Annotated in this window: 17 protein-coding genes; 10 read left to right on the top strand and 7 right to left on the bottom strand. The window is 63.6% G+C overall.

What is annotated here, in order from left to right; all coding sequences use genetic code 11:
* Positions 1-36 precede the first annotated feature (36 nt).
* The 3 genes from GNZ12_RS09720 to GNZ12_RS09710 all read right to left on the bottom strand — a co-directional run bounded on the left by GNZ12_RS09720 (position 37) and on the right by GNZ12_RS09710 (position 2,673).
* Positions 37-522, bottom strand: coding sequence for a PaaI family thioesterase (locus tag GNZ12_RS09720; protein WP_172310139.1), 486 nt, complete (start codon positions 520-522; stop codon positions 37-39).
* 8 nt (positions 523-530) lie between these two features.
* Complete coding sequence (locus GNZ12_RS09715) at positions 531-833, bottom strand: Dabb family protein (protein WP_172310138.1); 303 nt, start codon at positions 831-833, stop codon at positions 531-533.
* Positions 834-1,011: 178 nt separating this feature from the next.
* Positions 1,012-2,673: an aminotransferase-like domain-containing protein gene (locus GNZ12_RS09710; protein ID WP_235993667.1), complete on the bottom strand. Its 1,662-nt coding sequence runs from the start codon at positions 2,671-2,673 to the stop codon at positions 1,012-1,014.
* A 178-nt stretch (positions 2,674-2,851) separates the two neighbouring features.
* On the opposite strand from GNZ12_RS09710, the gene GNZ12_RS09705 reads away from it, so the two are divergent.
* Together GNZ12_RS09705 and GNZ12_RS09700 are read left to right on the top strand one after the other, a co-directional pair.
* Positions 2,852-3,229: a hypothetical protein gene (locus GNZ12_RS09705; protein WP_172310137.1), complete on the top strand. Its 378-nt coding sequence runs from the start codon at positions 2,852-2,854 to the stop codon at positions 3,227-3,229.
* A 70-nt stretch (positions 3,230-3,299) separates the two neighbouring features.
* Positions 3,300-3,803, top strand: coding sequence for an LEA type 2 family protein (locus tag GNZ12_RS09700; RefSeq protein ID WP_172310136.1), 504 nt, complete (start codon positions 3,300-3,302; stop codon positions 3,801-3,803).
* Positions 3,804-3,983: 180 nt separating this feature from the next.
* On the opposite strand, the gene GNZ12_RS09695 is transcribed toward GNZ12_RS09700, so the two are convergent.
* From GNZ12_RS09695 to GNZ12_RS09685, 3 genes are all read right to left on the bottom strand, one after another.
* On the bottom strand, positions 3,984-5,162 hold the full coding sequence (locus tag GNZ12_RS09695; protein WP_172310135.1) for an acetyl-CoA C-acyltransferase: 1,179 nt from the start codon (positions 5,160-5,162) through the stop codon (positions 3,984-3,986).
* A gap of 233 nt (positions 5,163-5,395) precedes the next feature.
* Positions 5,396-7,480, bottom strand: a complete 2,085-nt coding sequence (locus tag GNZ12_RS09690) for a 3-hydroxyacyl-CoA dehydrogenase NAD-binding domain-containing protein (RefSeq protein ID WP_172310134.1) — start codon at positions 7,478-7,480, stop codon at positions 5,396-5,398.
* A gap of 142 nt (positions 7,481-7,622) precedes the next feature.
* Positions 7,623-9,308, bottom strand: a complete 1,686-nt coding sequence (locus tag GNZ12_RS09685) for a 3-(methylthio)propionyl-CoA ligase (RefSeq protein WP_172310133.1) — start codon at positions 9,306-9,308, stop codon at positions 7,623-7,625.
* Between the two features lie 245 nt (positions 9,309-9,553).
* Between GNZ12_RS09685 and GNZ12_RS09680 the strand changes: the two genes are divergently transcribed.
* The 5 genes from GNZ12_RS09680 to GNZ12_RS09660 all read left to right on the top strand — a co-directional run bounded on the left by GNZ12_RS09680 (position 9,554) and on the right by GNZ12_RS09660 (position 13,491).
* Positions 9,554-11,125: a protein adenylyltransferase SelO gene (locus tag GNZ12_RS09680; protein ID WP_172310132.1), complete on the top strand. Its 1,572-nt coding sequence runs from the start codon at positions 9,554-9,556 to the stop codon at positions 11,123-11,125.
* Between the two features lie 38 nt (positions 11,126-11,163).
* On the top strand, positions 11,164-11,586 hold the full coding sequence (msrB, locus tag GNZ12_RS09675) for a peptide-methionine (R)-S-oxide reductase MsrB (protein ID WP_172310131.1): 423 nt from the start codon (positions 11,164-11,166) through the stop codon (positions 11,584-11,586).
* Positions 11,587-11,853: 267 nt separating this feature from the next.
* Positions 11,854-12,384 carry a septation protein A gene (locus GNZ12_RS09670; RefSeq protein WP_172310130.1) on the top strand — a complete coding sequence of 177 codons (531 nt, stop codon included), beginning with the start codon at positions 11,854-11,856 and terminating at the stop codon, positions 12,382-12,384.
* A gap of 1 nt (position 12,385) precedes the next feature.
* On the top strand, positions 12,386-12,700 hold the full coding sequence (locus tag GNZ12_RS09665) for a BolA family protein (RefSeq protein WP_064270191.1): 315 nt from the start codon (positions 12,386-12,388) through the stop codon (positions 12,698-12,700).
* 11 nt (positions 12,701-12,711) lie between these two features.
* Positions 12,712-13,491 (top strand): peptidylprolyl isomerase, encoded by a 780-nt coding sequence (locus GNZ12_RS09660; RefSeq protein ID WP_172310129.1) that lies wholly within the window; start codon positions 12,712-12,714, stop codon positions 13,489-13,491.
* A gap of 63 nt (positions 13,492-13,554) precedes the next feature.
* Here the strand turns inward: GNZ12_RS09660 and purL are convergent, their stop codons facing one another.
* On the bottom strand, positions 13,555-17,640 hold the full coding sequence (gene purL, locus GNZ12_RS09655; protein WP_172310128.1) for a phosphoribosylformylglycinamidine synthase: 4,086 nt from the start codon (positions 17,638-17,640) through the stop codon (positions 13,555-13,557).
* Between the two features lie 280 nt (positions 17,641-17,920).
* On the opposite strand from purL, the gene GNZ12_RS09650 reads away from it, so the two are divergent.
* The 3 genes from GNZ12_RS09650 (at position 17,921) to pgi (ending at position 22,827) form a co-directional block, all read left to right on the top strand.
* The gene (locus GNZ12_RS09650; RefSeq protein ID WP_172310127.1) at positions 17,921-19,228 is read left to right on the top strand and encodes an FAD-dependent oxidoreductase; all 1,308 of its coding nucleotides are present in this window, start codon (positions 17,921-17,923) and stop codon (positions 19,226-19,228) included.
* 90 nt (positions 19,229-19,318) lie between these two features.
* The gene (locus GNZ12_RS09645) at positions 19,319-20,932 is read left to right on the top strand and encodes an NAD(P)H-hydrate dehydratase (protein WP_172310126.1); all 1,614 of its coding nucleotides are present in this window, start codon (positions 19,319-19,321) and stop codon (positions 20,930-20,932) included.
* A 272-nt stretch (positions 20,933-21,204) separates the two neighbouring features.
* A complete protein-coding gene (gene pgi, locus GNZ12_RS09640; RefSeq protein WP_172310125.1) occupies positions 21,205-22,827 on the top strand; it encodes a glucose-6-phosphate isomerase in 1,623 nt (540 codons plus the stop codon).
* Positions 22,828-22,843 lie beyond the last annotated feature (16 nt).

Here is a 22,843-nt window from a genome sequence, read left to right as displayed (position 1 = left end):
CGCATGGCTCTCGACACGCGCGCGTCCATCCGCTGATTAGCCGTCGCTTGGACCGGGCTTCGCCGATGGGTCGCTGCGCAGACGCTGTTGCGTCACGTCGCGGCCCACGGCGAGACGCCGCATGTATTTGAAAGTGCCGAGTGCTTTGGCGACGAAGTGGCCTTCGCTGTCGCGGATCTCGCCTTCGCAATAGGCCATGGTGGTCGAGCGGTGCAGCACGCGGCCGGTGGCGCGCAATTCGCCGCGGCCTGGCTGCATGAAGTTGACTTTCATCTCGATGGTGACCACGCCGACGCCGTCGCCAGCCAGACTGCGCGCGGCCATCGCGAGCGCGACGTCGGCGAGCGTCATCGTCACACCGCCATGCGCGACATCCCACGTGTTCATGTGATCGGGCTGCAGCGGCAGCACGACTTCGCTGACACCGTCGGCAACCGATACGAGTTGCGCGCCGAGCCGGTCGACGAACGGGCTTTCGGGCAACGAAGCGCTGCCCGTTTTAGATGAGGATGAATCGGTCATTGCTGATTTCAGATTTGGTAGTCGACGCATTCACGCGATTCGCGCACCGCACCGACAAAGCCCTTCAGCGCCAGGTGCGTCGGATGGACCTGGTAGGCGTCGAGCGCGGCTTTGTCAGTGAAGTCCGACACGAGCACGATGTCGTAGGTTGATTCGAGACCCGGTGCCGCGATGCCGACTTCGAGCGTCAGCATGCCAGGGACGATGTCGCGGCAGCCTTCGAGCTTTTCCTTCAGCTTCAGGACGTTCTCGGCACGCGAGGCGCCCTCCGCGGTTTCTTTGAGCTTCCACATCACAATATGACGAATCACGGGATCACCTTGTTCGATTCAATTCGTTAGGCCGGGACTTTGCGTCCACTGAAACGGCGCACGCGCGCAGTAGGAAATGATAACCGCTGCGACGTTCGCGCATGCGCGGAGGCTACGCGCGCCGGCCGAACGGATAAGGCCGAATGCGTAAAAGCGCCACGCTGTCCGGGTAGTCAGATCACGCCGCATGTGCCGTCATCCGTGCCGCCAGACGCCCCAACCTGCGCACGGCATCATCGGCCTGATCGAGATCCGTACTCGGACAACTCAGGCGAATGAAATGATCGAAGCGGCCAGCGTTCGAAAACACCGTGCCCGGCATCACGCGGATACCTTCATCCAAAGCCGCGTCGAAAAATGCAGACGACGTTACGTCGCGCGGCAACTCGATCCAGAAAAACATGCCGCCGCCCGGCGGCGTAAAGCGCGTCCCGTCGGGAAACGATGCGGCGATCGCTGCGGCCATTCGTTCGCGTTGAATCCGCAAGCGGTCGCGCAGACGGCGTAGATGCCGCTCATACGCATTCGTTTCCAGAAATTCGGCGAGCACGACTTGTGACAACTGCTCGTTATGCCGCGACTGCGCGAACTTCAGCATGCCGATGCGCGGGTGCCAGCGCCCACCGTTGATCCAGCCGATCCGCATGCCGGGCGCGAGCGTCTTGTTGAACGACGTGCAATGGATCACCGTGCCATCGATGTCCCAGGCCTTCAACGATTTAGGCGGCTGCGCGGTGTCGGCAAGTTCGCGGTAGGGATCGTCTTCGATCAGCGGAATGCCGGCTCGCGCGCACAGTTCGACGAGCCGCGCCTTGTTCGCGTCGGGCATCACGCTGCCAAGCGGGTTCTGCAGATTCGGCACGACCACCACCGCCTTGATGTCGGGGTGCGTTTGCAGCGCGAACGCCAGCGCTTCGATGGCGAGACCGGTGGTGGGACTGGCCGGAATTTCAAGCGCGCGCAGGCCGAGGCTTTCGAGCGCCTGCAACAAGCCGAAGAAACACGGCGATTCCACCGCGACCGTGTCGCCTGGCTTCGTGACCGCGCGCAGGGCCAGGTTCACGGCCTCGATGCCGCCGTGGGTCATGATCACGTCATCCGCGCCGATCTGGATGCCGACGTCGAGCGCACGGCGCGCAATGATGGCGCGCAGCTCGGGATCGCCCTGATCGGGTCCGGCCGCGGTCAGCAAGGTCGGCCGTCGGCGCAATGCGCGCAGTGCGGCCTTCTGCAAGGCGTCGGTGGGATAAAGATCGGGCGATGCGGTCGCACCACCGAGATTCAGCGCGTCGGGATAGCGCTGGAATTTCGACACGATCGCCGAAATCGCCGAATGGATGGCGACGAACTGCGCGGCGCCGGGGGCGGCCGCGAGATCGGGCTCGGTAGCCGCGGGTAGCGCCGCGGTTTGACGGGCACGCACGAAATAGCCGGCGCGTGGCCGGGCGTCGATTAGCGCGGCGCGCTCCAGGGTGCGATAGCTCTCGGTCGCCGTAGCGAGGCTGACACCATGCCGCTGCATGAATGCGCGCATCGACGGCATGCGGTCGCCGGGACGCAGCACGCCGTTATCGATTGCACGGCGGTATTGGTCGGCCAGTTGGCGGTAGAGGGGCCGGCTATCCGCGGGTTGGCCGCCCGAGCACAGATCCACAGCCGGCGCTTCCGGCGCCAAATGGGTCGCGGACCGGTCCACCGGCGCTGCGTTTGACGACAGACTAGCCGAAGGCTCGTCCACGGGCGATAAGTCCACCGGTCGGTTGTTCAAAAAACGGTCCACCGGCGGTGCTTCCGTGCACGACACCGCTTGTGTGTCTGGTGTGAAGGTAGAAGAGTTCATGATCCGATGGTGCGGACAGTTCGCGCGCGGCAACACATACACATCCGCCTGATTCCAACCGATACAGCACGCCGAAACCCCACGTTGTACCGGTTCACATTGTCCATTGTTGCGCCTGTTTTCAGGTGGACGGACTCAATAAGCTGTGTGGCATGAAAACGGTTTAAAGGAATCGCTCATGCCCACCACTCAACCTCGCGCCGGTTTGTCCCACAATGCCGCCACCTCACGCGTTGCGGCCGGTCAGGTGGCCGTGCACGATCTGCGCGCCCTAACCTCGATCGTAGCCGTCGAAGGTGATCGGCAAGTCAACTTCCGCGATCATTCTCTGGCGTGGCTGGGAGACGCCGTCCCGGTCACGTCGGTCACGCTGCATGAAGGCGAACGCTATGTCGCGCCACAGCGCGGCGTCGTGTCGATCAGCGCGGCGCGTGCGGAATCCGCCGTGTTCGTCGTCCAGCCCTGCCGGCCCAAAAACGAGCGGCACGGTTTCATCAGTCAAGCCGTGCGCAATCTGACGAGCCTCATCAAAACGCGGCTGCAGCGCGCCACCTGAAACGTCGCTACTGGCGCAAAACGGCCCGCTACAATGCATGACCCAACCCGCTTCCTTCGAGGTGCCGGTCATGTCCTTCTTTCGCGTACTGCTGTCCCGCCGTCACGCCCGTCTGGCCACGATCCTCGCCGTCGTCACGCTGACGCTCAACGGCTGCGCCGGCCTATTCGGCGGCGACCCTTTGCGCGTGAACGTCGCCGGCATCGAACCGGTCGACGGTCAGGGACTTGAGATGCGCTTCAATGTCAAACTGCGCGTCCAGAATCCCAATGAATCCGCGGTCAACTTCGACGGCGTGTCGCTTTCTCTCGAACTGAACGGCAAGCCGTTCGCCAGCGGTGTCAGCGATCAGGGCGGCACCGTGCCGCGATTCGGCGAAACAGTCGTCAATGTGCCGCTGACGGTGCCCGCCTTCGCCGCGGTTCGCCAAGCTTTCGCCTTTGCGAGCGCCACGCAATCGGGACAGATTCCGTACATCCTGCGCGGCAAGCTCGCCGGCGGCCTCACAAGCACGACACGTTTCGTCGATCAAGGTACGTTAAGCCTGCCGGCGCTCGGCATGGCTTTGCCCTGATGCGGCCCGGTCTGTGCTGCCCGTCGATGCCGGTGATTCATGCCGATGATTCATGCCCGCTACTCAAGCGAGCCAGACTCACGCAAATAAAAAACGGGTGCCGCGGATTCAATGCCTGCACGCCACCTTGCACCGAACCACACGACACCCGCTTTTAATCAAGCCCGCTCTCGCGCCGGATCAAACCACTTCGAACAAGCCCGCCGCACCCTGGCCGCCGCCGATACACATCGTCACGACGACCAGCTTCGCACCGCGCCGCTTGCCTTCGATCAGCGCATGACCGGTCAAACGCGCGCCGGACACGCCATACGGATGACCCACCGCAATCGCGCCACCGTTCACGTTCAGGCGATCATGCGGAATGCCCAGCTTGTCGGCGCAATACAGCACCTGCACAGCGAACGCTTCGTTGAGCTCCCACAGGTCGATGTCCTCGACCTTCAGGCCGGCCTGCTTGAGCAGCTTCGGCACAGCGAACACCGGGCCGATGCCCATCTCGTCCGGCTCACAACCGGCCACCGCAAAGCCGCGGAAAATGCCCAGCGGTTGCAGACCTTCGCGCTCCGCGACTTTCGCGTTCATCACGACACAAGCCGACGCGCCGTCCGAGAACTGGCTCGCGTTGCCTGCGGTGATCACGCCGCCCGGCATCGCGGTACGGATCTTCGACACGCCTTCGAGCGTCGTGTCGGCACGAATGCCTTCGTCGGCGCTGACGGTCACTTCTTTCGTGTAGAGACGGCCGGTCGCTTTATCGACGACACCTGCAAGCACCGTCAACGGCACGATCTCGTCCTTGAACTTGCCGGCTTCGAGTGCGGCTGCAGCACGCTGTTGCGAGCGTACGCCGTATTCGTCCTGACGTTCCTTCGAGATCGAATAGCGCTTCGCGACGTTCTCGGCGGTCTGCAACATCGACCAGTAGATTTCCGGCTTGTTCTTGCTGAGCCAGCCTTCGGCCACCATGTGGCGGTTCATCTCGTTCTGCACACACGAGATCGATTCCACGCCACCCGCGACGAACACGTCGCCCTCACCGGCGATCACGCGTTGTGCAGCCAGTGCGATCGTTTGCAAACCCGACGAGCAGAAACGGTTCACCGTCATGCCCGGCACGCTGACCGGCAAACCGGCGCGCAGTGCGATTTGCCGCGCGATGTTGGCGCCCGTCGCGCCTTCCGGATTCGCGCAGCCCATGATCACGTCTTCAATGCGCGCCGGATCCACCTTCGCGCGCTCGACAGCGGCCTGCGTTGCATGGCCACCGAGCGTTGCACCGTGCGTCATGTTGAAACCGCCGCGCCACGATTTGGCGAGGCCCGTACGGGCGGTCGATACAATTACGGCGTCAGTCATGCATGTCTCCTGCTTCCAGATGTTGATGGTGGACGCTTGCGGATCGCTTCGTGCACCGCGGCGCCCCGCACTTCGGTGCGGCGCCGGCGGCGCGTCGTGCCGCACTCCGCTGCACGCTGCTGCATTCGCAAGGCCCATCGGCGTGATGGAGTCGAAGCGTCAGCGCTTACACGCCCCGCATTCCAGTCTTCACCACGCCGCTCATTTCATTCACACGGTGATCGGGCAAGCCTTCAACCGTTGAACCCACGGCCCTTCGCCGCGAGCTCCGCGATGCTCGGCGCCAATTGCCAGGCGTCGCCATTCGGGCGCGACGCATAGCGGCGAATCGCGCGCTCGACGTTGTACAGACCAACCGTATCCGCGTACAGCATCGGGCCGCCGCGATAGAGCGGGAAGCCGTAACCGGTCAGATAGACCATATCGATGTCGGACGCCTTCGACGCAATGCCTTCCTCGAGAATCTTCGCGCCTTCGTTGACGAGCGCGAACACGAGGCGCTCGACGATTTCCTCGTCGCTGATCTTGCGGCGCTCGGCGTTGGCTTCTTTCGAGAACGACGTAATCATCTCGTCGACCACTTTCGACGGATACGCGGCGCGGTCGCCCGCCTTGTAGTCGTACCAGCCGCCACCGGTCTTCTGGCCGAAGCGCCCCGTCTCGCACAGACGGTCGGCGATCTTCGAGTAGTGCATATCAGGATGTTCCTGATAGCGGCGCTTGCGGATCGCCCAGCCGATGTCGTTACCCGCCAGGTCGCTCATACGGAACGGGCCCATCGCGAAGCCGAACTTCTCGATGGCTTTGTCCACTTGAGCGGGTAATGCACCTTCTTCGAGCATGAAGAGCGCTTGCCGGATGTACTGCTCGATCATCCGGTTGCCAATGAAGCCGTCGCAGACGCCCGAGACCACTGCGGTCTTTTTGATCTTCTTCGCGAGCTTCATGACGGTGGCGAGCACGTCTTTCGCCGTCTCCTTGCCGCGCACGACTTCGAGCAGCTTCATCACGTTGGCCGGGCTGAAGAAGTGCATGCCGACCACGTCCTGCGGACGCTTCGTGAAAGCGGCGATCTTGTCGACGTCCAGAGTCGACGTGTTCGACGCGAGGATCGCGCCGGGCTTCGCCACTTCGTCCAGACGCTTGAACACCTGCTCCTTGACGCCGAGTTCCTCGAACACCGCTTCGACGATCATGTCGGCGTTTTTCAGGTCGTCGTAGGAGAGCGTCGGCGTGATCAAAGCCATGCGCTGTTCCAGCGCTTCGGGCTTGAGCTTGCCTTTCTTGACGGTGGCTTCGTAGTTCTTGCGGATCGTCGCGATGCCGCGGTCAAGCGCTTCCTGCTTCGTTTCCAGCAGCGTGACCGGAATGCCCGCGTTGATGAAGTTCATTGCGATGCCGCCGCCCATCGTGCCTGCGCCGATCACGGCCACCTGCTTGATGTCACGAACGGGCGTATCGGAAGCCACATCGGGAATCTTGCTTGCCGCACGTTCGCCGAAGAACGCATGACGCAGCGCGTGGCTTTCTGGTGTCTGCACAAGTGCCATGAAGCATTCGCGTTCGAACGCGAGGCCCTTGTCGAAACCGTTCTGCACGCCCGCTTCCACGGCGTCGATGCACTTCAGCGGTGCCGGGAAATTCTTCGCCATCGTCGCGACCGTATTGCGCGCGAACTGGATGAAACCCGCGGCATTCGGATGCTCGATCTTGCGGTCGCGCACCTTCGGATGCGGACCCGCTTTCGCACCGACCTTGCGGGCAAACGCGAGCGCCGCTTCAGCCAGATCGCCTTCCACGACTTCGTCGAACAGGCCCGAATCGGCCAGCTTCTCCGACATCACCGGCGCACCGGAGACGATCATGTTGAGCGAGGCTTCAAGGCCGATTGCACGCGGCAGACGCTGCGTGCCGCCCGCGCCCGGCAGGATGCCGAGCTTCACTTCCGGCAGCGCGATCTGCGCGCCGGGTGCGGCGATACGGTAATGCGCGCCGAGCGCCAGTTCGAGGCCGCCGCCCATGGCGACGCTGTGAATCGCGGCGATAACCGGCTTGGCGCTGCCTTCGACGGTCTTGATGACCGTGGCGAGCGTCGGCTCCTGGGTCGCCTTCGGCGTGTTGAATTCGGTGATATCGGCGCCGCCCGAGAAGGCTTTGCCGGCGCCCGTCAGCACGATCGCCTTGATGGCCGGATCGTTCTGCGCGCGCTCGATCCCTTCGACGATACCGGCTCGCGTCGAGAGGCCGAGACCGTTTACGGGGGGATTGTTCAGCGTGATGACGGCCACGCCGTCATGAGTTGTGTAGTCCACTGCCATCTGCCAGCCTCCATGCGATGAGGCGGCGCATCACGCGCCGCCCGTCCGGTTCATCGAGTCGACTCATTGTCCGACTTTATTTCCGATTTTTCCGGGGTCAGCAGGCAGAATACACAAAAAAGCACGCTCGTTCAATTTATCGTTAGGCGGGGTTTCCCCTGGTGAGCGGAGTAAGGGGGCAATCCCTTTCGTCTTCGAGCGCGGACGGCAGGATGTGGTCGCGGAAAATGTCCCTCAGCTTGAGTTTCTGCAGCTTGCCAGTGGCCGTGTGCGGGAGTTCGTCGACGAAGGCGACGTCGTCGGGAATCCACCATTTGGCGACCTTGCCGTCGTAGAACTCGAGTAGTTCCTCGCGCGTCACGTCGAAACCCGCCCGCTTGACGATCACCAGCAGCGGCCGCTCGGTCCATTTTGGATGCGCGCAGGCGATGCACGCGGCTTCGGCCACCGCCGGATGCGCGATCGCGACGTTCTCGATGTCGATCGAACTGATCCACTCGCCGCCGGATTTGATGACGTCTTTCGAGCGATCCGTGATATGCAGGAAGCTGTCCCGGTCGATGGTGGCGACGTCGCCGGTGGGGAACCAGCCGTCCACCAGCGGCGAATCGTCCTTGCGGAAATACCGGTCGATCACCCAGGGTCCGCGCACGTGCAGATCTCCGAACGCCACACCGTCCCACGGCAGATCGCGCCCGTCTTCGCCGACGATCTTCATATCGACGCCGTAGATCGCATGGCCCTGCTTCTCGAGCAATTTGCGCTGCTCCGGCAGCGAGCGCTGGCTCTGTTCCCACGTCAGCTTCGACAAGGTGCCGAGCGGCGACATTTCTGTCATGCCCCATGCGTGAATCACCTGCACGCCGTACTCGTCCTCGAAGGCTCGCAGCATCGCCGGCGGACACGCTGAACCGCCGATCACCGTGCGATTGAGCGAAGAGAAACGCACCTTCGCCTCACGCAGGTAGTTAAGCAAGCCGAGCCACACGGTCGGCACGCCGGCCGAATAGGTGACACGTTCGCTTTCCATCAACTCATAGAGCGATTTGCCGTCGAGATCCTTGCCGGGAAAGACCAGCTTCGCCCCGGTCAGCGGCGCGGCGTGCGGAATGCCCCACGCGTTCACATGGAACATCGGCACGACCGGCAGCACGGAATCGCGCGCGGACAGGCTCATCGCGTCGGGCAACGACGCGCCGAGCGCATGCAGCACCGTCGAGCGATGCGAATACAGCGCGCCTTTCGGGTTGCCGGTAGTGCCCGACGTATAACAGAGGTAGGACGCCTGACGTTCGTCGAGTGGCGGCCACTCATAGTTGCCGTCCTGCGCGTCTAGCAACGTTTCATAGCTCAGTACCGGCGTTTGCATCGCCGGCAGATGCGCTTCGTCGGCCAATGCGATCCAGCCGCGCACCTTGGGGCACTGCGGCGCGAGCGCATCGACGAGCGGCGCGAACGTGGTGTCGAACAGCACGTAAGCGTCGTCGGCGTGGTTGATGATGTAGGCGATCTGATCAGGAAAGAGGCGCGGATTGATCGTGTGGCACACGGCGCCGAAGCCCGTCGTGCCGTAATACGCTTCCAGATGCCGGTAGCCGTTCCAGGCCAGCGTGGCCACCCGCTCGCCGGGTTCGACGCCGAGCGCGATCAGCGCCTGCGCCAGCTGCTTCGCGCGCTTTTCACAGTCGCGGTAGGTGTAGCGATGCACGTCGCCTTCGATGCGCCGCGACACGATCTCCGTATCGCCGAAATGCCGCGCGGCATGCGCGAGCAACGAGGACACGGTGAGCGGCACGTCCATCATCTGGCCAAGCAGCGGCGTCGTCATAAAGAGAGGTCTCCTCGCCTTGTGTGTGTCATTGGGGTTGCAGCTCGGGGGCCGCGCGGCGCGCTCCGGTGAGTCGCAAGCGACGCTCCGGTAGGTCACGTGGCGCGCTCTGAAACGGCGCAGGAGCGCTCCGGCAGGAGACACCCGGCACGCAGGCGCGTGTCTGGCTAAACCTCGGGCTACGGGCCGGCCAGCAGCTCCGCGGGCGCGGACTTACAATATCGGTTAATCCAGAGGCGCTCAATATGTCGTTTTCCCCAAGCATTGTAGGGTTATCCGGGCCTTTATCGGCTCTTTCCGACGCACTTATCACCTCGCCCGAAAGCGCATTTGCACAGCTCGGCAGCGCGTTTCTGACGCGCCTGCCGGCGGCGCCGCTTAGTGCGCCGTACGTGGTCGGGTTTTCCGAAGAAACCGCTGCGCTGCTCGGTTTAGAGCCCGGGCTCCAGAATGATCCGGGCTTCGCCGAACTGTTCTCCGGCAACGCCACGCGTGAATGGCCTTCCGAAGCGCTGCCGTATGCGTCGGTGTATTCGGGGCATCAGTTCGGCGTGTGGGCCGGCCAGCTCGGCGACGGTCGCGCGCTCGGTCTCGGCGAAGTCGAACACGACGGTCAACGCTTCGAGCTGCAACTCAAAGGCGCGGGCCGCACGCCCTATTCGCGCATGGGCGATGGCCGCGCCGTGCTGCGTTCGTCGATCCGCGAATATCTGTGCTCGGAAGCGATGCATCACCTCGGCATTCCGACCACCCGCGCGCTGTGCGTGATCGGCTCCGATCAGCCGGTGCGCCGCGAGGAAGTCGAAACCGCAGCGGTCGTCACACGCGTGGCGCCGAGTTTCGTGCGCTTCGGGCACTTCGAGCATTTCTATTCGAACGATCGCGTCGATGCACTGCGTGCGCTCGCCGATCACGTGATCGAGCGCTTCTATCCGCATTGCCGCGAAGCCGACGATCCGTATCTCGCGCTGCTGAATGAGGCGGTGATGTCGACGGCCGATCTCATGGTCGAATGGCAAGCCGTCGGTTTCTGCCATGGCGTGATGAATACCGACAACATGTCGATCCTCGGTCTCACGATCGACTACGGCCCGTTCGGTTTCATGGACGGCTTCGACGCCGGCTACATCTGCAATCACTCCGATTCGCAAGGCCGCTACGCGTACAAGATGCAGCCGCAGATCGCGTACTGGAACCTCTTTTGCCTCGCGCAAGGGCTGCTGCCGCTGTTGGGTGAACACCATGAGGAAAGCGTGCGCGGCGACAAGGCGATCGAAGACGCGCAACGTGTGCTCGGCGGCTTCAAGGACCGTTTCGCGCCGGCGCTGGAGAAACGCATGCGCGCCAAGCTCGGCCTCGAAACCGAGCGCGACGGCGACGATACGTCGGGCGACGCTTCGCTGGTCAACCGTCTGTTCGAAGTGATGCACGCCAACCGTGCGGATTTCACGCTGACCTTCCGCAATCTGGCGCGCATTTCCAAACACGATGCGAGCGGCGACGCACCGGTGCGCGACCTGTTCCTCGACCGCGCCGCATTCGATGCGTGGGTGAACGACTACCGCGCGCGCCTGTCCGAAGAAACACGCGACGACGCCGCGCGCGCCATTGCAATGAACCGTGTGAACCCCAAATTCGTACTTCGTAATCATCTGGCGGAAACGGCAATCCGGCGAGCGAAAGAGAAGGACTTCTCCGAAGTGGAACGTTTGGCCGCGGTGCTACGCCGCCCGTTCGACGAGCAACCGGAAAACGAAGCGTATGCGGGGCTGCCGCCGGATTGGGCCAGCTCGCTGGAAGTGAGTTGCTCTTCGTGACGAGCCCCCAAAACAATCTCGAGACAGGAACCCCGACCATGAACAAGCCCGACGACCTCAACACTGACGCCCCCGCCGTGCAGAAAGACGACGCTGAATGGCGCAAACAGCTCTCCAACATCGAATACCAGGTGACACGCCACGCAGCCACCGAGCGCCCCTTCACCGGCCGCTACCACGACCACTGGGACCGCGGCATCTATGACTGCGTCTGCTGCGGCACGCCACTGTTCGAATCGGACACCAAGTTCGACGCCGGTTGCGGCTGGCCGAGCTACTTCAAGCCGATCAACGGCGAAGTGATCGCGGAAAAAACCGACCGCACGCACGGCATGCTGCGCATCGAGGTGCAGTGCAAGAACTGCGGCGCGCATCTGGGCCACGTGTTCGAAGACGGACCGGCGCCGACCGGTCTGCGTTACTGCATCAATTCGGCTGCGTTACAATTCGAGCCCAAGTAACGCAGCGCGGAGTTCGGCGCGTTGCCGGCCGGCGGGCTATCCGTGCATCCATGCACGCTTGCAGCATCCCCCGCCCGCCGGCCGCGACACCCTTCATCCGGCTTGCGAACCGGACAACCCACCGTCGGCAGTCAGGCAACGAGCGGAGCTAGCACTGGCCAGCACCGCTCATCAGCCGCGGCGGCGGGTTCATGCAGCCAACCACCACGGGCGCCTCGCGCCGCGTCCCTCTTTCTCCGACCCACTCTCCGAATTCCCGACCAGATAATGAAATTCCTGTTCGATCTGTTCCCGATCATCCTGTTCTTCGTCACCTTCAAGATATGGGGCATTTTCACGGCGACGGCAGTGGCGATCGTTGCCACGCTGGTGCAAATCGCGTGGGTGGCCTTCCGCCACCGCAAGGTCGATCCGATGCTGTGGGTGAGCCTCGGCGTCGTCACCGTTTTCGGCGGCGCGACGCTGGTGCTGCACAACGATACCTTTATCAAGTGGAAGCCGACCGTGTTGTACTGGGCGTTTTCGGTCGCGCTGGTCGTCTCGCAACTGGCCTTCAACAAGAACCTGATCGAGGCGATGATGGGCAAGCAGATCACGCTGCCGCACACGATCTGGGGCAAGCTGAACATTGTCTGGGCGATTTTCTTCGTGCTGCTCGGACTGGCTAACCTGTTCGTCGCGTATCACTACACGACCGACCAGTGGGTCAATTTCAAGCTGTTCGGCGCGACCGGGTGCCTCGTGGTATTCATCGTCGGACAGAGTTTGTGGCTATCGAAGTATATGAAGGAAGAATGACATGACCAGCGATGCTTTCATGCACGCCACCACGGCCGAGCGCGCCGCGCTGATCGAGGCGCGCCTCACCGCCGCGCTCGCGCCGGTCGCCTCGATCCAGATCACGGATGACAGCGCGCAGCACGCAGGCCACGCCGGCGCCTCCGCCGGCGGTCATTTCAGTGTCACGATCGTAGCAGCCGCATTCGCCGGGAAAGCCCGCGTGGCGCGGCATCGCATGGTGTATGATGCGCTGGCCGATGCCATGCAGCGCGGCATTCACGCCCTTGCAATCACGGCGTATACGCCCGAAGAATTTGCTTTGTTGCCCCGCTAGGAAACCTTTCGATGACCTTGAAGAAAACCCACATTTGGGTATTGCTGGCTGCATTCGCTGCCGCACCTGCATTCGCGCAGAACATCGCTGTCGTGAACGGCACGCCGATTCCGAAAGCACGCGCCGACGCACTGATCGATCAACTGGTTCATCAAGGCCAGCAAGACACGCCGCAACTGCAAATGGCCGTGCGCGAAGAGCTGGTGAACCGCGAAATCCTGATGCAGGAAGCGCTGCGCCGCGGCCTGCCGAATCGCCCGGACATCAAGGCACAAATCGCCGTTGCACAGCAAACCGTCGTGCTGCGCGCGCTGATCGAAGACTTCGTGAAAAACAACACGCCGACCGATGCCGAAGTCACCGCGCGTTACAACGCGCTGATCAAGGACGCGGGCGGCAAGGAATATCACCTGCACCACATTCTGGTGGACAACGAACAGCAAGCGAAGGATCTGATCGCCAAGATCAAGGCCGGCGCAAGCTTCGAAGACCTCGCCAAGCAATACTCGAAGGACCCGGGATCGGGCAAGAATGGCGGCGACCTGGACTGGTCGGACCCGAAGGCCTACGTGCCTGAATTCGCGGACGCGGCGACGCATCTGCAAAAAGGCCAGATGACCGACACGCCGGTGCATACGCAATTCGGCTGGCACATCATCCGTGTCGACGACGTGCGTGACATCACGCCGCCGCCGCTCGAACAAGTGCGTCCGCAGATCGTGCAGCAGATCCAGCAGGAAAAGCTGCAGGCGTTCGAAGAAGGTCTGCGTAAGAACGCGAAGATTCAGTAAGCGGTTTTTGCCTGCTGCTTCAGAATAAAAAACCGCCCTCGGGCGGTTTTTTGTTTTCCACTATCATCCCAACCAGCGGCGTGCGTTCTGGAACACGCGCAGCCACGGGCTTGCATCCGTGCTGCCCTCGCCCCATCCTTCCGGATGCCAGCTCATCTGCACCGCGCGATGCACTCGCTCAGTGTGCGGCATCAGCACCGTGAAGCGGCCATCAGGCGTGGTGACCGACGTGATGCCGTCCGGCGAACCGTTCGGGTTGAACGGATACTGCTCCGTTGCCTCGCCACGGTGATCGACGAAACGCATCGCCACGGCCACCTTCGACGCATCGCCTTGCTGCGAGAAGTCCGCGTAACCTTCGCCATGCGCAATCGCCACCGGAATGCGTGAGCCTTCCATGCCGGCGAAGAAGATCGACGGCGAAGCCTCCACCTCGACCAGCGAGAAGCGCGCTTCGAATTTCTCCGACTTGTTGCGCGTGAACTTCGGCCATGCTTCGGCGCCCGGAATCATCGACGCGAGGCTGCTCATCATCTGGCAGCCGTTGCAGATGCCGAGTGCAAACGTGTCTTCGCGGCCGAAGAACGCGGCGAACATATCGGCCAGTTGCGAGTTGAAGCGAATCGCCTTCGCCCAGCCTTCACCGGCACCCAGCGTGTCGCCGTACGAGAAGCCGCCGCACGCCACTGCTCCGGCGAAATCCGCCAGGTTGGCACGGCCGGCCAGCAGATCGCTCATGTGGACGTCGTGCGCGTCGAAGCCGGCGCGATCGAAGGCATAGGCGGTTTCGAGGTGCGAGTTCACACCCTGCTCACGCAGGATCGCGACACGCGGGCGTGCGCCTTTACCAATAAATGGTGCGGCGACGTCTTCAGAAGGATCGAACGTGAGGATCGGCGAGATGCCCGGATCGGCGGCGTCGGAGAGCGCGTCGTATTCGGCATCGGCACAAGCCGGGTTGTCGCGCAGACGCGAAATACGCCAGCTCACTTCGCTCCACGCGCGATGCAATTCGGTACGCGGTGCGTCGTAAATCTTCTTCGCGTCGCGATAGATTTCGATCGTGTCGCGCTCGTTGGTCTTGCCGATCACGTGCGAGCATGCCGACAGACCGTGTTCGCGCAACGCGCCCAGCACCGCGTCGCGGTCTGCTGCGCGCACCTGAATCACAGCGCCGAGTTCCTCGGTGAAGAGCGCGCGGATCGTGCGGTCTTCACGGCGGCCGCTGGTTTGCTTCGCCCAGTCTTTCGCGTCGCCGTAATCGGATTCGTGATTCGGATCGAGCACGAGCATGTCGACGTTCAGCGACACGCCGACGTGACCCGCAAACGCCATTTCGCAAACCGTCGCCCACAGACCGCCATCCGAACGGTCGTGGTACGCGAGCAGCTTGCCGTCGCTATTGAGCGACTGGATCGCGGTGAAGAAGCGCTTCAGATCTTCCGGATCGTCGACGTCCGGCACCGTATCGCCAACCTGCTGCATGACTTGCGCGAGAATACTGCCGCCCAGACGATGCTTGGCGCGGCCGAGGTCGATCGCGATCAGCACGGAATCGCCCACCTCGCTCGCGCGGCGCAGTTGCGGCGTGAGGTGCTTACGCACGTCTTCGACCGGCGCGAATGCCGAGATGATCAGCGAGACCGGCGCAACCACTTCCTTCGCAACGCCACGGTCTTCCCACTTGGTGCGCATGGACAGCGAATCCTTGCCGACCGGAATGCTGATGCCCAGCGCCGGGCACAGCTCCATGCCGATGGCCTTGACCGTGTCGTACAGCGCGGCGTCTTCGCCTGCTGCACCGCATGCGGCCATCCAGTTTGCCGACAGCTTGAGCTTTTCGAGCGATGCGATCGGCGCCGCCGCGATGTTGGTGACCGCCTCGCCGACCGCCATGCGGCCCGACGCCGGCGCGTTGATCACGGCGAGCGGCGTGCGCTCGGCCATGGTCATCGCTTCGCCGCGGAAGCCCGCGTAGTCCATCGTCGTGATGGCGACGTCGGCCACCGGCACTTGCCACGGGCCGACCATCTGGTCGCGCGCGGTCGTGCCGCCCACCGAGCGGTCGCCGATCGTGATCAGGAACGACTTGCTGGCAACCGTCGGGTGACGCAGCACGCTGACCGCGACTTCCGACAACGCGATGCCGGTGACATCGACCGGCTCAAGTTTGGCCTCGACGCGTTTGACGTCGCGATGCATGCGCGGCGCCTTGCCGAGCAGCACTTCCATCGGCATGTCGACCGGCTCGTGCGCGGCGTCGTCATTCGCTTGGGAGTCGATCACCTTCAGCTGACGCGCGGCCGTGGCCGTGCCGACCACCGCGAACGGGCAGCGCTCGCGCTTGCACATCGCTTCGAAGGCCGGCAGATCGGCCGGAGCGATGGCCAGCACGTAGCGCTCCTGCGCTTCGTTCGACCAGATTTCGCGCGGCGACAAACCGCTTTCTTCCAGCTGGATCTTGCGCAGATCGAAGATCGCGCCCTTGCTGGCGCCATCCACCACTTCCGGGAACGCGTTCGACAGACCGCCCGCGCCGACGTCATGGATGCTCAGAATCGGGTTCTTCTCGCCGAGTTGCCAGCACGCATTGATCACTTCCTGCGCACGACGCTCGATTTCCGGATTGCCACGCTGGACCGAGTCGAAGTCGAGTTCGGCCGTGTTCGTGCCGGTCGCCATCGAACTGGCGGCGCCGCCGCCCATGCCGATGCGCATACCCGGGCCGCCGATCTGGATCAGCAGCGAGCCTTCCGGCAGATCGTGCTTGTGCGTGTGCTGATCGGAAATATTGCCGATGCCGCCGGCGATCATGATCGGCTTGTGATAACCGCGCACCAGACCCGCGACGTTCTGCTCATACGCGCGGAAATAGCCACCCAGATTCGGCCGGCCGAATTCGTTGTTGAACGCGGCGCCGCCAAGCGGGCCGTCGATCATGATTTGCAGCGGTGACGCGATGCGGTCAGGACGGCCATACGCTTCGTGCTTGTCGTCCGGATTCCGGTGTGCCAGCGGCTGCGCGGCATCACGGGCGTTTTCCCATGCTTCGACGCCGTCCGGCAATTCCAGATTCGACACCGTGAAGCCCGCCAGACCCGCCTTCGGACGCGCACCGCGGCCCGTTGCGCCTTCGTCGCGGATTTCGCCGCCTGAGCCGGTCGAGGCACCCGGGAACGGCGAGATCGCGGTTGGGTGGTTGTGCGTCTCCACCTTCATCAAGGTGTGCGTCAGTTCAACATGGCGACGGTAGTGCTCGGGCAACGCGTTCTCGCCAGCCTCAACCGGCGTGCGCGGGAACCAGCGCTCAGCCACGCCGCCTGCCATGATCGCCGAGTTGTCCGAATACGCGACGATCGTGCCCTGCGGGTTCAGCTTCTCGGTGTTGCGAATCATGTTGAACAACGAGATGTCCTGCTTCTCGCCGTCGATCGTCCAATCCGCGTTGAAGATCTTGTGACGGCAGTGTTCGCTGTTGGCCTGCGCGAACATCATCAGCTCGACGTCGGTCGGGTTGCGGCCGAGTTTCGTGAAGGCGTCGACAAGGTAGTCGATTTCGTCGTCGGCGAGCGCGAGGCCCAGTTCCGTGTTCGCCGCTTCCAGTGCGCCACGACCGTTGCTCAACACGTCGACGGTTTGCAGCGGCTTGGCCGGCAGTTCGTCGAACAGATGCATCGCGTGATCGCGCGAAGGCGACACGCTTTCGGTCATGCGGTCGTGCAGCGCTGCGGCAACGGCCGCGCGGGCTTCGTCGGAGAGCGCCTTCTTGCCACCCAGCAGACCGCTTTTCAGCGTCACCGTGTATTCAACGCCGCGCTCGATGCGGCGCACCTGCGTGAGACCGCAGAGGTGCGCAATATCGGTTGCCTTGCTGGCCCACGGCGACACCGTGCCGAAGCGCGGCACCACGAGGAACGTTTCGACCGTGCCACGCTCTTTGGTTTCTTCGAGCGGATCGCCGTAATGCATCAGCGCTTCGATCTTCGCGTTGTCTTCCGCGGACAGAGGGGTTTGCGCGTTGACGAAGTGCAGATATTGCCCGCGCACACCGGTGATGTTGGCGTCGATGCGCGTAAGCGTGTCGAGCAGGCGGGTTTGACGGAAATCGGAAAGGGCCGAAGCGCCGGGGAAACACGAGAAGTGGGCCATGGACTTGACGTTGCGTCGCTAATGATGCCGATGAGTCGCGCGTGAAGGCGACGTGAGGCGGAAAGGAAGTCCGGGATTATACCCCGGGAACGGCCTTCCAACGGGCGTCGCACCAGGGTTTTGGCGGGGTTTGCGTGGCCGGTCTATCGTTTTGGCTGCTATCATTCGCCCTTTCACCAGATCGGCGCGAGCGGCCTGAGCAATGCCGGGCAGCGCGCCGCATGCCACGCTTAACGGGAACGCGGCATTTCGGCGTCCCGCCGGCAAATCGAATCAGATCATGGATGTCATCGTCATTGGCGGCGGGATTGTGGGCGTCGCCACCGCTTATCAACTGCGCGCGGCCGGCCACCGGGTATGCGTCGTCGAGCGCCACGCAACGGTCGCGCAAGGCGCGACCTATGGGCACGGCGGCACCGTGCTGCCGACCCCGCTCGACGTCTGGTTCGGCCCGACCTTCATGGCGAGCCGCCAGGGCGCCAAAAACGGCGTGATCAGCAAGACCGGCTTTAACGGGCCGGCGCGCCAGTTCGTCAAGCAGCTAGCCGCTTTGCAGGAACCTGAGGCGTTCAGCCGGCAGTACGCACGGCTGCGTCCGCTGATTGAAGCGTCGCGTGAGGCGATGGCCGATATCGAAGCGCGCTTCGGACTGGAGTTCGAACAGGCGAGCGGCCTGCTCTACCTGGTGCGTTCCGAGCAGGAATGGCAACAGACACAGACTGCGCTCGATCTGCTGCGCGAATACGAAGTCCCGCACCACGTGCTGACACCGGCCGAATGCGCCGCGTACGAGCACTCCGTGCGGACCGAGCCTGAATTCACCGGCGGCGTGCTGTTCGACCACGAGCGCACGGCCAACTGCCCGCTTTTCGCGAAACTGATCAAGCAGACCCTCGATACAGAAGGCGGTGTGCAATTCATGCTGGGCTGCGAAGTCTCGGCGATCCGCCTCGAGGGTCAGCGCGCCTCGGTGGAGCTGACGCCACGACCGGGCGCCAACTCTACCGCAGCGCGTTCACGCGAAGTCGACGTGATCAACGCTGACGCCATCGTCGTCGCCGCCGGGCAAGGCAGCCTGCCGCTGCTCGAACGCCTGGGGCTGCGGCTGCCGCTGCATCCGTTGCGTCTGCATAACCTGGTGGCGCCGATTGCGCATGAGGAATGCGCACCGCACGTCGCGATCGTGGACGCGATCAAACGGATTACGATCAGCCGCATGAATCATCGCCTGCGGATTGCGGGCGGTGCAGTTTTGCAAAGCGCGGGCCAGATCGACAAACCGCTGGGCGAGGCATTGACGAAAGAAGCACTGGCGCTACTGGGCCAGGCGACTCACGACTGGATCCCGGGTGCGGCCCGGATCTCTGCCGCCCTGCCGTGGGAAGGCGTAAAACTGCTGTCGCCGGACGGTTTGCCGGTGATCGGCAACGCGCTTCATCCGCGTCTGTTCGTGAACGCCGGCCACGGGCCTGCCGGCTGGGGCCTGGCATGCGGAGCGGGCAAACTGGTCGCCGACCTGATCTCGGGCAAGACCCCCGACGTCCCTGCGCACACCCTGGCTGCGCTGCGCGCGGACCGATTCCAGTAAATGGCGGGCGCCCGCCCGGCACTTATCGGCACTACCATAGTGGCTCCCTAAGCTTTTTCACCTTGCCCAAGGTGAACGCCAAGCCTCGCCATGACAGTGCCCGAATCCACGCTCCCGACCTTAATCAGCCCGCGCAACCGGGCGTTGCCGCTGCTCACGCTCACCGACCTGCGGATCCTTGAAACCCAGGCCGCGGCGGCAGTGCCTGCGCACACCCTGATGTCCCGCGCCGGCAAAGCCGCCGCGAGCTACCTGCAAGAACGGATCACCCGCGATACGTCGACCGAAAAATCGAAGCACAAGGTCTGGGTCGTAGCAGGCCCGGGCAACAACGGCGGCGACGCATTGATCATGGCCGCGGAGCTGCACCAGGCCGGCATTGCCGTAGACCTGTGCATGCCACTTGAAGTCAAGCCGGACGACGCCCGCTGGGCGCTCGACACCGCCCGCGCGGCAGGCGTAGCCATTACGTCGACACCGCCGGCTTCGCTGGAAAGCTACACATGGCTGGTGGACGGCATGTTCGGCATCGGCCTCACCCGCCCCCTGGAAGGCATCTTTGCCACCATCGCCCGCCAACTCTCGCAACGCACGAAAGCAAAGTCCAGAAGAGGCGGCGTTCTGGCGCTCGACACGCCTAGCGGCCTCGACAGCGACACCGGCACGGTAGTCGGCGACGGACGTGAGCAAGGCGGGGACCGAAGCGATGGTGCCGCGGTCCACGCTACCCACACGATCACCTTCATCGGCGCGAAACCCGGCCTCTTCACAGCACAGGGCCGCGATCTCGCCGGCACGGTAACGGTAGCGCCGATCGGCGTTGACAGCACCCGCCGCACGGCCGTGCAACTCAACGCGCCCGAGCTGTTCGCCGCCTTCCTGCCACCGCGCGACTTCGCCACCAACAAGGGGACTTTCGGCAGCCTCGCCGTGGTCGGCGGCGACACCGGCATGTGCGGCGCGCCGATCCTCGCCTCGCGCGCAGCGCTCTACACCGGCGCGGGTAAAGTGCATGTCGCCCTGCTCGGTGACGGCGCCCCGCCCTACGATCCGCCGCATCCCGAACTGATGCTGCATGCGATCGACGATTTACCGCTCGACAAGATGGACGCGCTCGCCGTTGGCTGCGGCATGGGTCTGCGCGACCGCGCCACGCGTGTCATGCACGACGTGCTGCCGCTTGACGTGCCCAAACTGTTCGATGCCGACGCCCTCAATCTGATTTCGACTGACCCGTCGCTCGCGGCCGAAGTCACCGCGCGCGGCGTACAAGGCGATCCGTGCGTGCTCACGCCGCATCCGTTGGAGGCCGCGCGCCTGCTCGGCACCGATGCGGCAAGCGTGCAACGCGACCGTCTCGCCGCAGCGCGGGCACTGGCCGCGCGCTTTGCCGGCGTGGTCGTGCTGAAAGGCACGGGCACGATCATCGCCGCGCCGGACGGCCGCGTCGCGATCAATCCGACCGGCAATGCCGCGCTCGCGACAGGTGGTACGGGCGACGTGCTCGGCGGTATCATCGGCGCACTGCTCGCCCAACACCTGCCGCGTTACGAAGCCGCGCTGGCCGGTGTCTACCTGCACGGCCTCGCTGCCGATACGCTGAGCGCGCAAGGCCACGGCCCAGCCGGCTTGACTGCGGGCGAACTCGCGCCGATGGTGCGGACTTTGCTTAACCGACTGTTCTATCCGCCAGCAGCTGAATAGCGCACCCATCCCACAGTGTGACTGGGACGCTCAAACCGCTGCCGCCCGTCACACAACGCCGTTATACTGATCGACTGCGCCGTGCGTCAGATTCATCGCGGGTTGCAGCGAAACTTCAGAGAGCCGGTTCGACCTCCAAACTGGCTCGCGGCGTTTCCCCGCAACCGCCCCGAACCCGGCCGCGCGGCATCGCTCTAACAGCATCGTTGCTTCATCCTCGGCAGCGCTTCACGCGCGTGCCATTCTTCGTGCCCCTTCGTTAGACGGACGCTATGACGCAGAACTCGCTCCCCTCCTGGTCCTCGCTGCAAACGCATTACGAGAAGATTCGCGATGCGCACATGCGCGACTGGTTCGCCCCCGAGAACGATCCCGCCCCTACCCGTGCTGAGCGCTTTGCGTTCGCGGGCGGCGGTCTCGCGGCCGATTTTTCGAAGAACCGCATCACCGACGAAACGCTGAAACTGCTGGTGCAACTCGCGCACGAAGCCGGCGTCGAGAAACGCCGCGACGCGATGTTCGCGGGCGAAGTCGTCAACCCGACCGAAGGCCGCGCCGCATTGCACACCGCGCTGCGCGCCACCGATCCCAAAGCACCGTTCCATGCGCAGATCCTGGCCGAACGCGCCAAGATGGCCGCGTTCGCCGACAAGGTGCGCAGCGGCGAGTGGACCGGCTACACCGGCAAGCGGATTCGCTACGTCGTGAACATCGGCATCGGCGGCTCGGACCTCGGGCCGAAGATGGTCGTGCACGCACTGCATCATCTGGCCACGCCGGAGATCACCACGCACTTCGTGTCGAACGTGGACGGCGCGGATCTGTATAACGTGATGCAAATGATCGATCCCGAAGAGACGCTCGCGATCATCGTCTCCAAGACTTTCACGACGCTCGAAACGATGACCAATGCGCGCTCGTTGCGCGACTGGTTCGTCGCGAAAGGTTGCCCGGAAAGCGCGCTGGCGAAGCACTTCGTCGGCGTGTCGGCGAACCCGGCTGAGGTGGTCAAGTTCGGCATCGCGAAAGAGAACGTGTTCGAGATGTGGGACTGGGTCGGCGGGCGTTACTCGTTGTGGTCGGCAGTGGGTCTGTCGATCATGATCGCGATCGGCCCGCAACAGTTCGGCGAACTGCTGGCCGGCGCCAACGAGATGGACCAGCATTTCCGCGACGCACCGCTTGAGAAGAATCTGCCGGTGCTGCTCGGCATGATCGGCATCTGGTATCGCAACTTTTTCGGCTCGCAAAGCTATCTGGTCGCGCCGTATTCGGAAGCGCTGCATTTCCTGCCGTCGTATCTGCAACAGCTCGAAATGGAAAGCAACGGCAAGTCGGCGCGCCTGGATGGCGTGATGGTCGACTATCCGACCGCCGCCGTGACGTGGGGTGAACCGGGCACGAACGGGCAGCATGCGTTCTTCCAGATGCTGCACCAGGGTCCGACCATCGTGCCGATCGACTTCATCGCCGTGCTGACGCCGGAGCATCCGCTTGTCAGCCATCATCCGAAGCTGCTGGCGAACTGCTTCGCGCAAAGCGAAGCGCTGATGCTGGGCCGCACGCTGGACGAAGCGAAGAAGGTCGCCGGTGCGGACAAGCCGGAACTGGCGCCGCACCTGGTGTTTCCGGGCAACCGTCCGACGAGCACACTGCTGGTCGATGCACTCACCGCGCGTTCGCTCGGCGCATTGATCGCGTTGTATGAGCACAAGGTGCTGGTGCAGGCGTCGGTGTGGGACATCAATCCGTTCGATCAGTGGGGCGTCGAACTGGGCAAGATTCTCGGCAAGGTCGTCGAGGCGGATCTGACGGCGGCAAGCGTCGATGAGAAGAAGCATGACTCGTCGACGTCGGCGTTGATCGCACGGGCGCGTGCTGCCTTGAAGCGGTAAAGCGTTAAAGAAGCTG

The organism is Paraburkholderia solitsugae, from assembly GCF_013177695.1.
In the GTDB taxonomy this organism is placed as follows: Bacteria; Pseudomonadota; Gammaproteobacteria; order Burkholderiales; family Burkholderiaceae; genus Paraburkholderia; species Paraburkholderia solitsugae.
The sequence above is the reverse complement of the archived record's forward strand: the minus strand, read 5'-3'. Positions and strand labels throughout refer to the sequence as shown.

Excerpts from the sequence above, each read along its gene's own strand:
- GNZ12_RS09720 (WP_172310139.1), bottom strand. The coding sequence starts at position 522 with ATGACCGATTCATCCTCATCTAAAACGGGCAGCGCTTCGTTGCCCGAA.
- GNZ12_RS09710 (WP_235993667.1), bottom strand. The coding sequence starts at position 2,673 with ATGAACTCTTCTACCTTCACACCAGACACACAAGCGGTGTCGTGCACG.
- GNZ12_RS09705 (WP_172310137.1), top strand. The coding sequence starts at position 2,852 with ATGCCCACCACTCAACCTCGCGCCGGTTTGTCCCACAATGCCGCCACC.
- GNZ12_RS09700 (WP_172310136.1), top strand. The coding sequence starts at position 3,300 with ATGTCCTTCTTTCGCGTACTGCTGTCCCGCCGTCACGCCCGTCTGGCC.
- GNZ12_RS09695 (WP_172310135.1), bottom strand. The coding sequence starts at position 5,162 with ATGACTGACGCCGTAATTGTATCGACCGCCCGTACGGGCCTCGCCAAA.
- GNZ12_RS09690 (WP_172310134.1), bottom strand. The coding sequence starts at position 7,480 with ATGGCAGTGGACTACACAACTCATGACGGCGTGGCCGTCATCACGCTG.
- GNZ12_RS09685 (WP_172310133.1), bottom strand. The coding sequence starts at position 9,308 with ATGACGACGCCGCTGCTTGGCCAGATGATGGACGTGCCGCTCACCGTG.
- GNZ12_RS09680 (WP_172310132.1), top strand. The coding sequence starts at position 9,554 with ATGTCGTTTTCCCCAAGCATTGTAGGGTTATCCGGGCCTTTATCGGCT.
- msrB (WP_172310131.1), top strand. The coding sequence starts at position 11,164 with ATGAACAAGCCCGACGACCTCAACACTGACGCCCCCGCCGTGCAGAAA.
- GNZ12_RS09670 (WP_172310130.1), top strand. The coding sequence starts at position 11,854 with ATGAAATTCCTGTTCGATCTGTTCCCGATCATCCTGTTCTTCGTCACC.
- GNZ12_RS09665 (WP_064270191.1), top strand. The coding sequence starts at position 12,386 with ATGACCAGCGATGCTTTCATGCACGCCACCACGGCCGAGCGCGCCGCG.
- GNZ12_RS09660 (WP_172310129.1), top strand. The coding sequence starts at position 12,712 with ATGACCTTGAAGAAAACCCACATTTGGGTATTGCTGGCTGCATTCGCT.
- purL (WP_172310128.1), bottom strand. The coding sequence starts at position 17,640 with ATGGCCCACTTCTCGTGTTTCCCCGGCGCTTCGGCCCTTTCCGATTTC.
- GNZ12_RS09650 (WP_172310127.1), top strand. The coding sequence starts at position 17,921 with ATGGATGTCATCGTCATTGGCGGCGGGATTGTGGGCGTCGCCACCGCT.
- GNZ12_RS09645 (WP_172310126.1), top strand. The coding sequence starts at position 19,319 with ATGACAGTGCCCGAATCCACGCTCCCGACCTTAATCAGCCCGCGCAAC.
- pgi (WP_172310125.1), top strand. The coding sequence starts at position 21,205 with ATGACGCAGAACTCGCTCCCCTCCTGGTCCTCGCTGCAAACGCATTAC.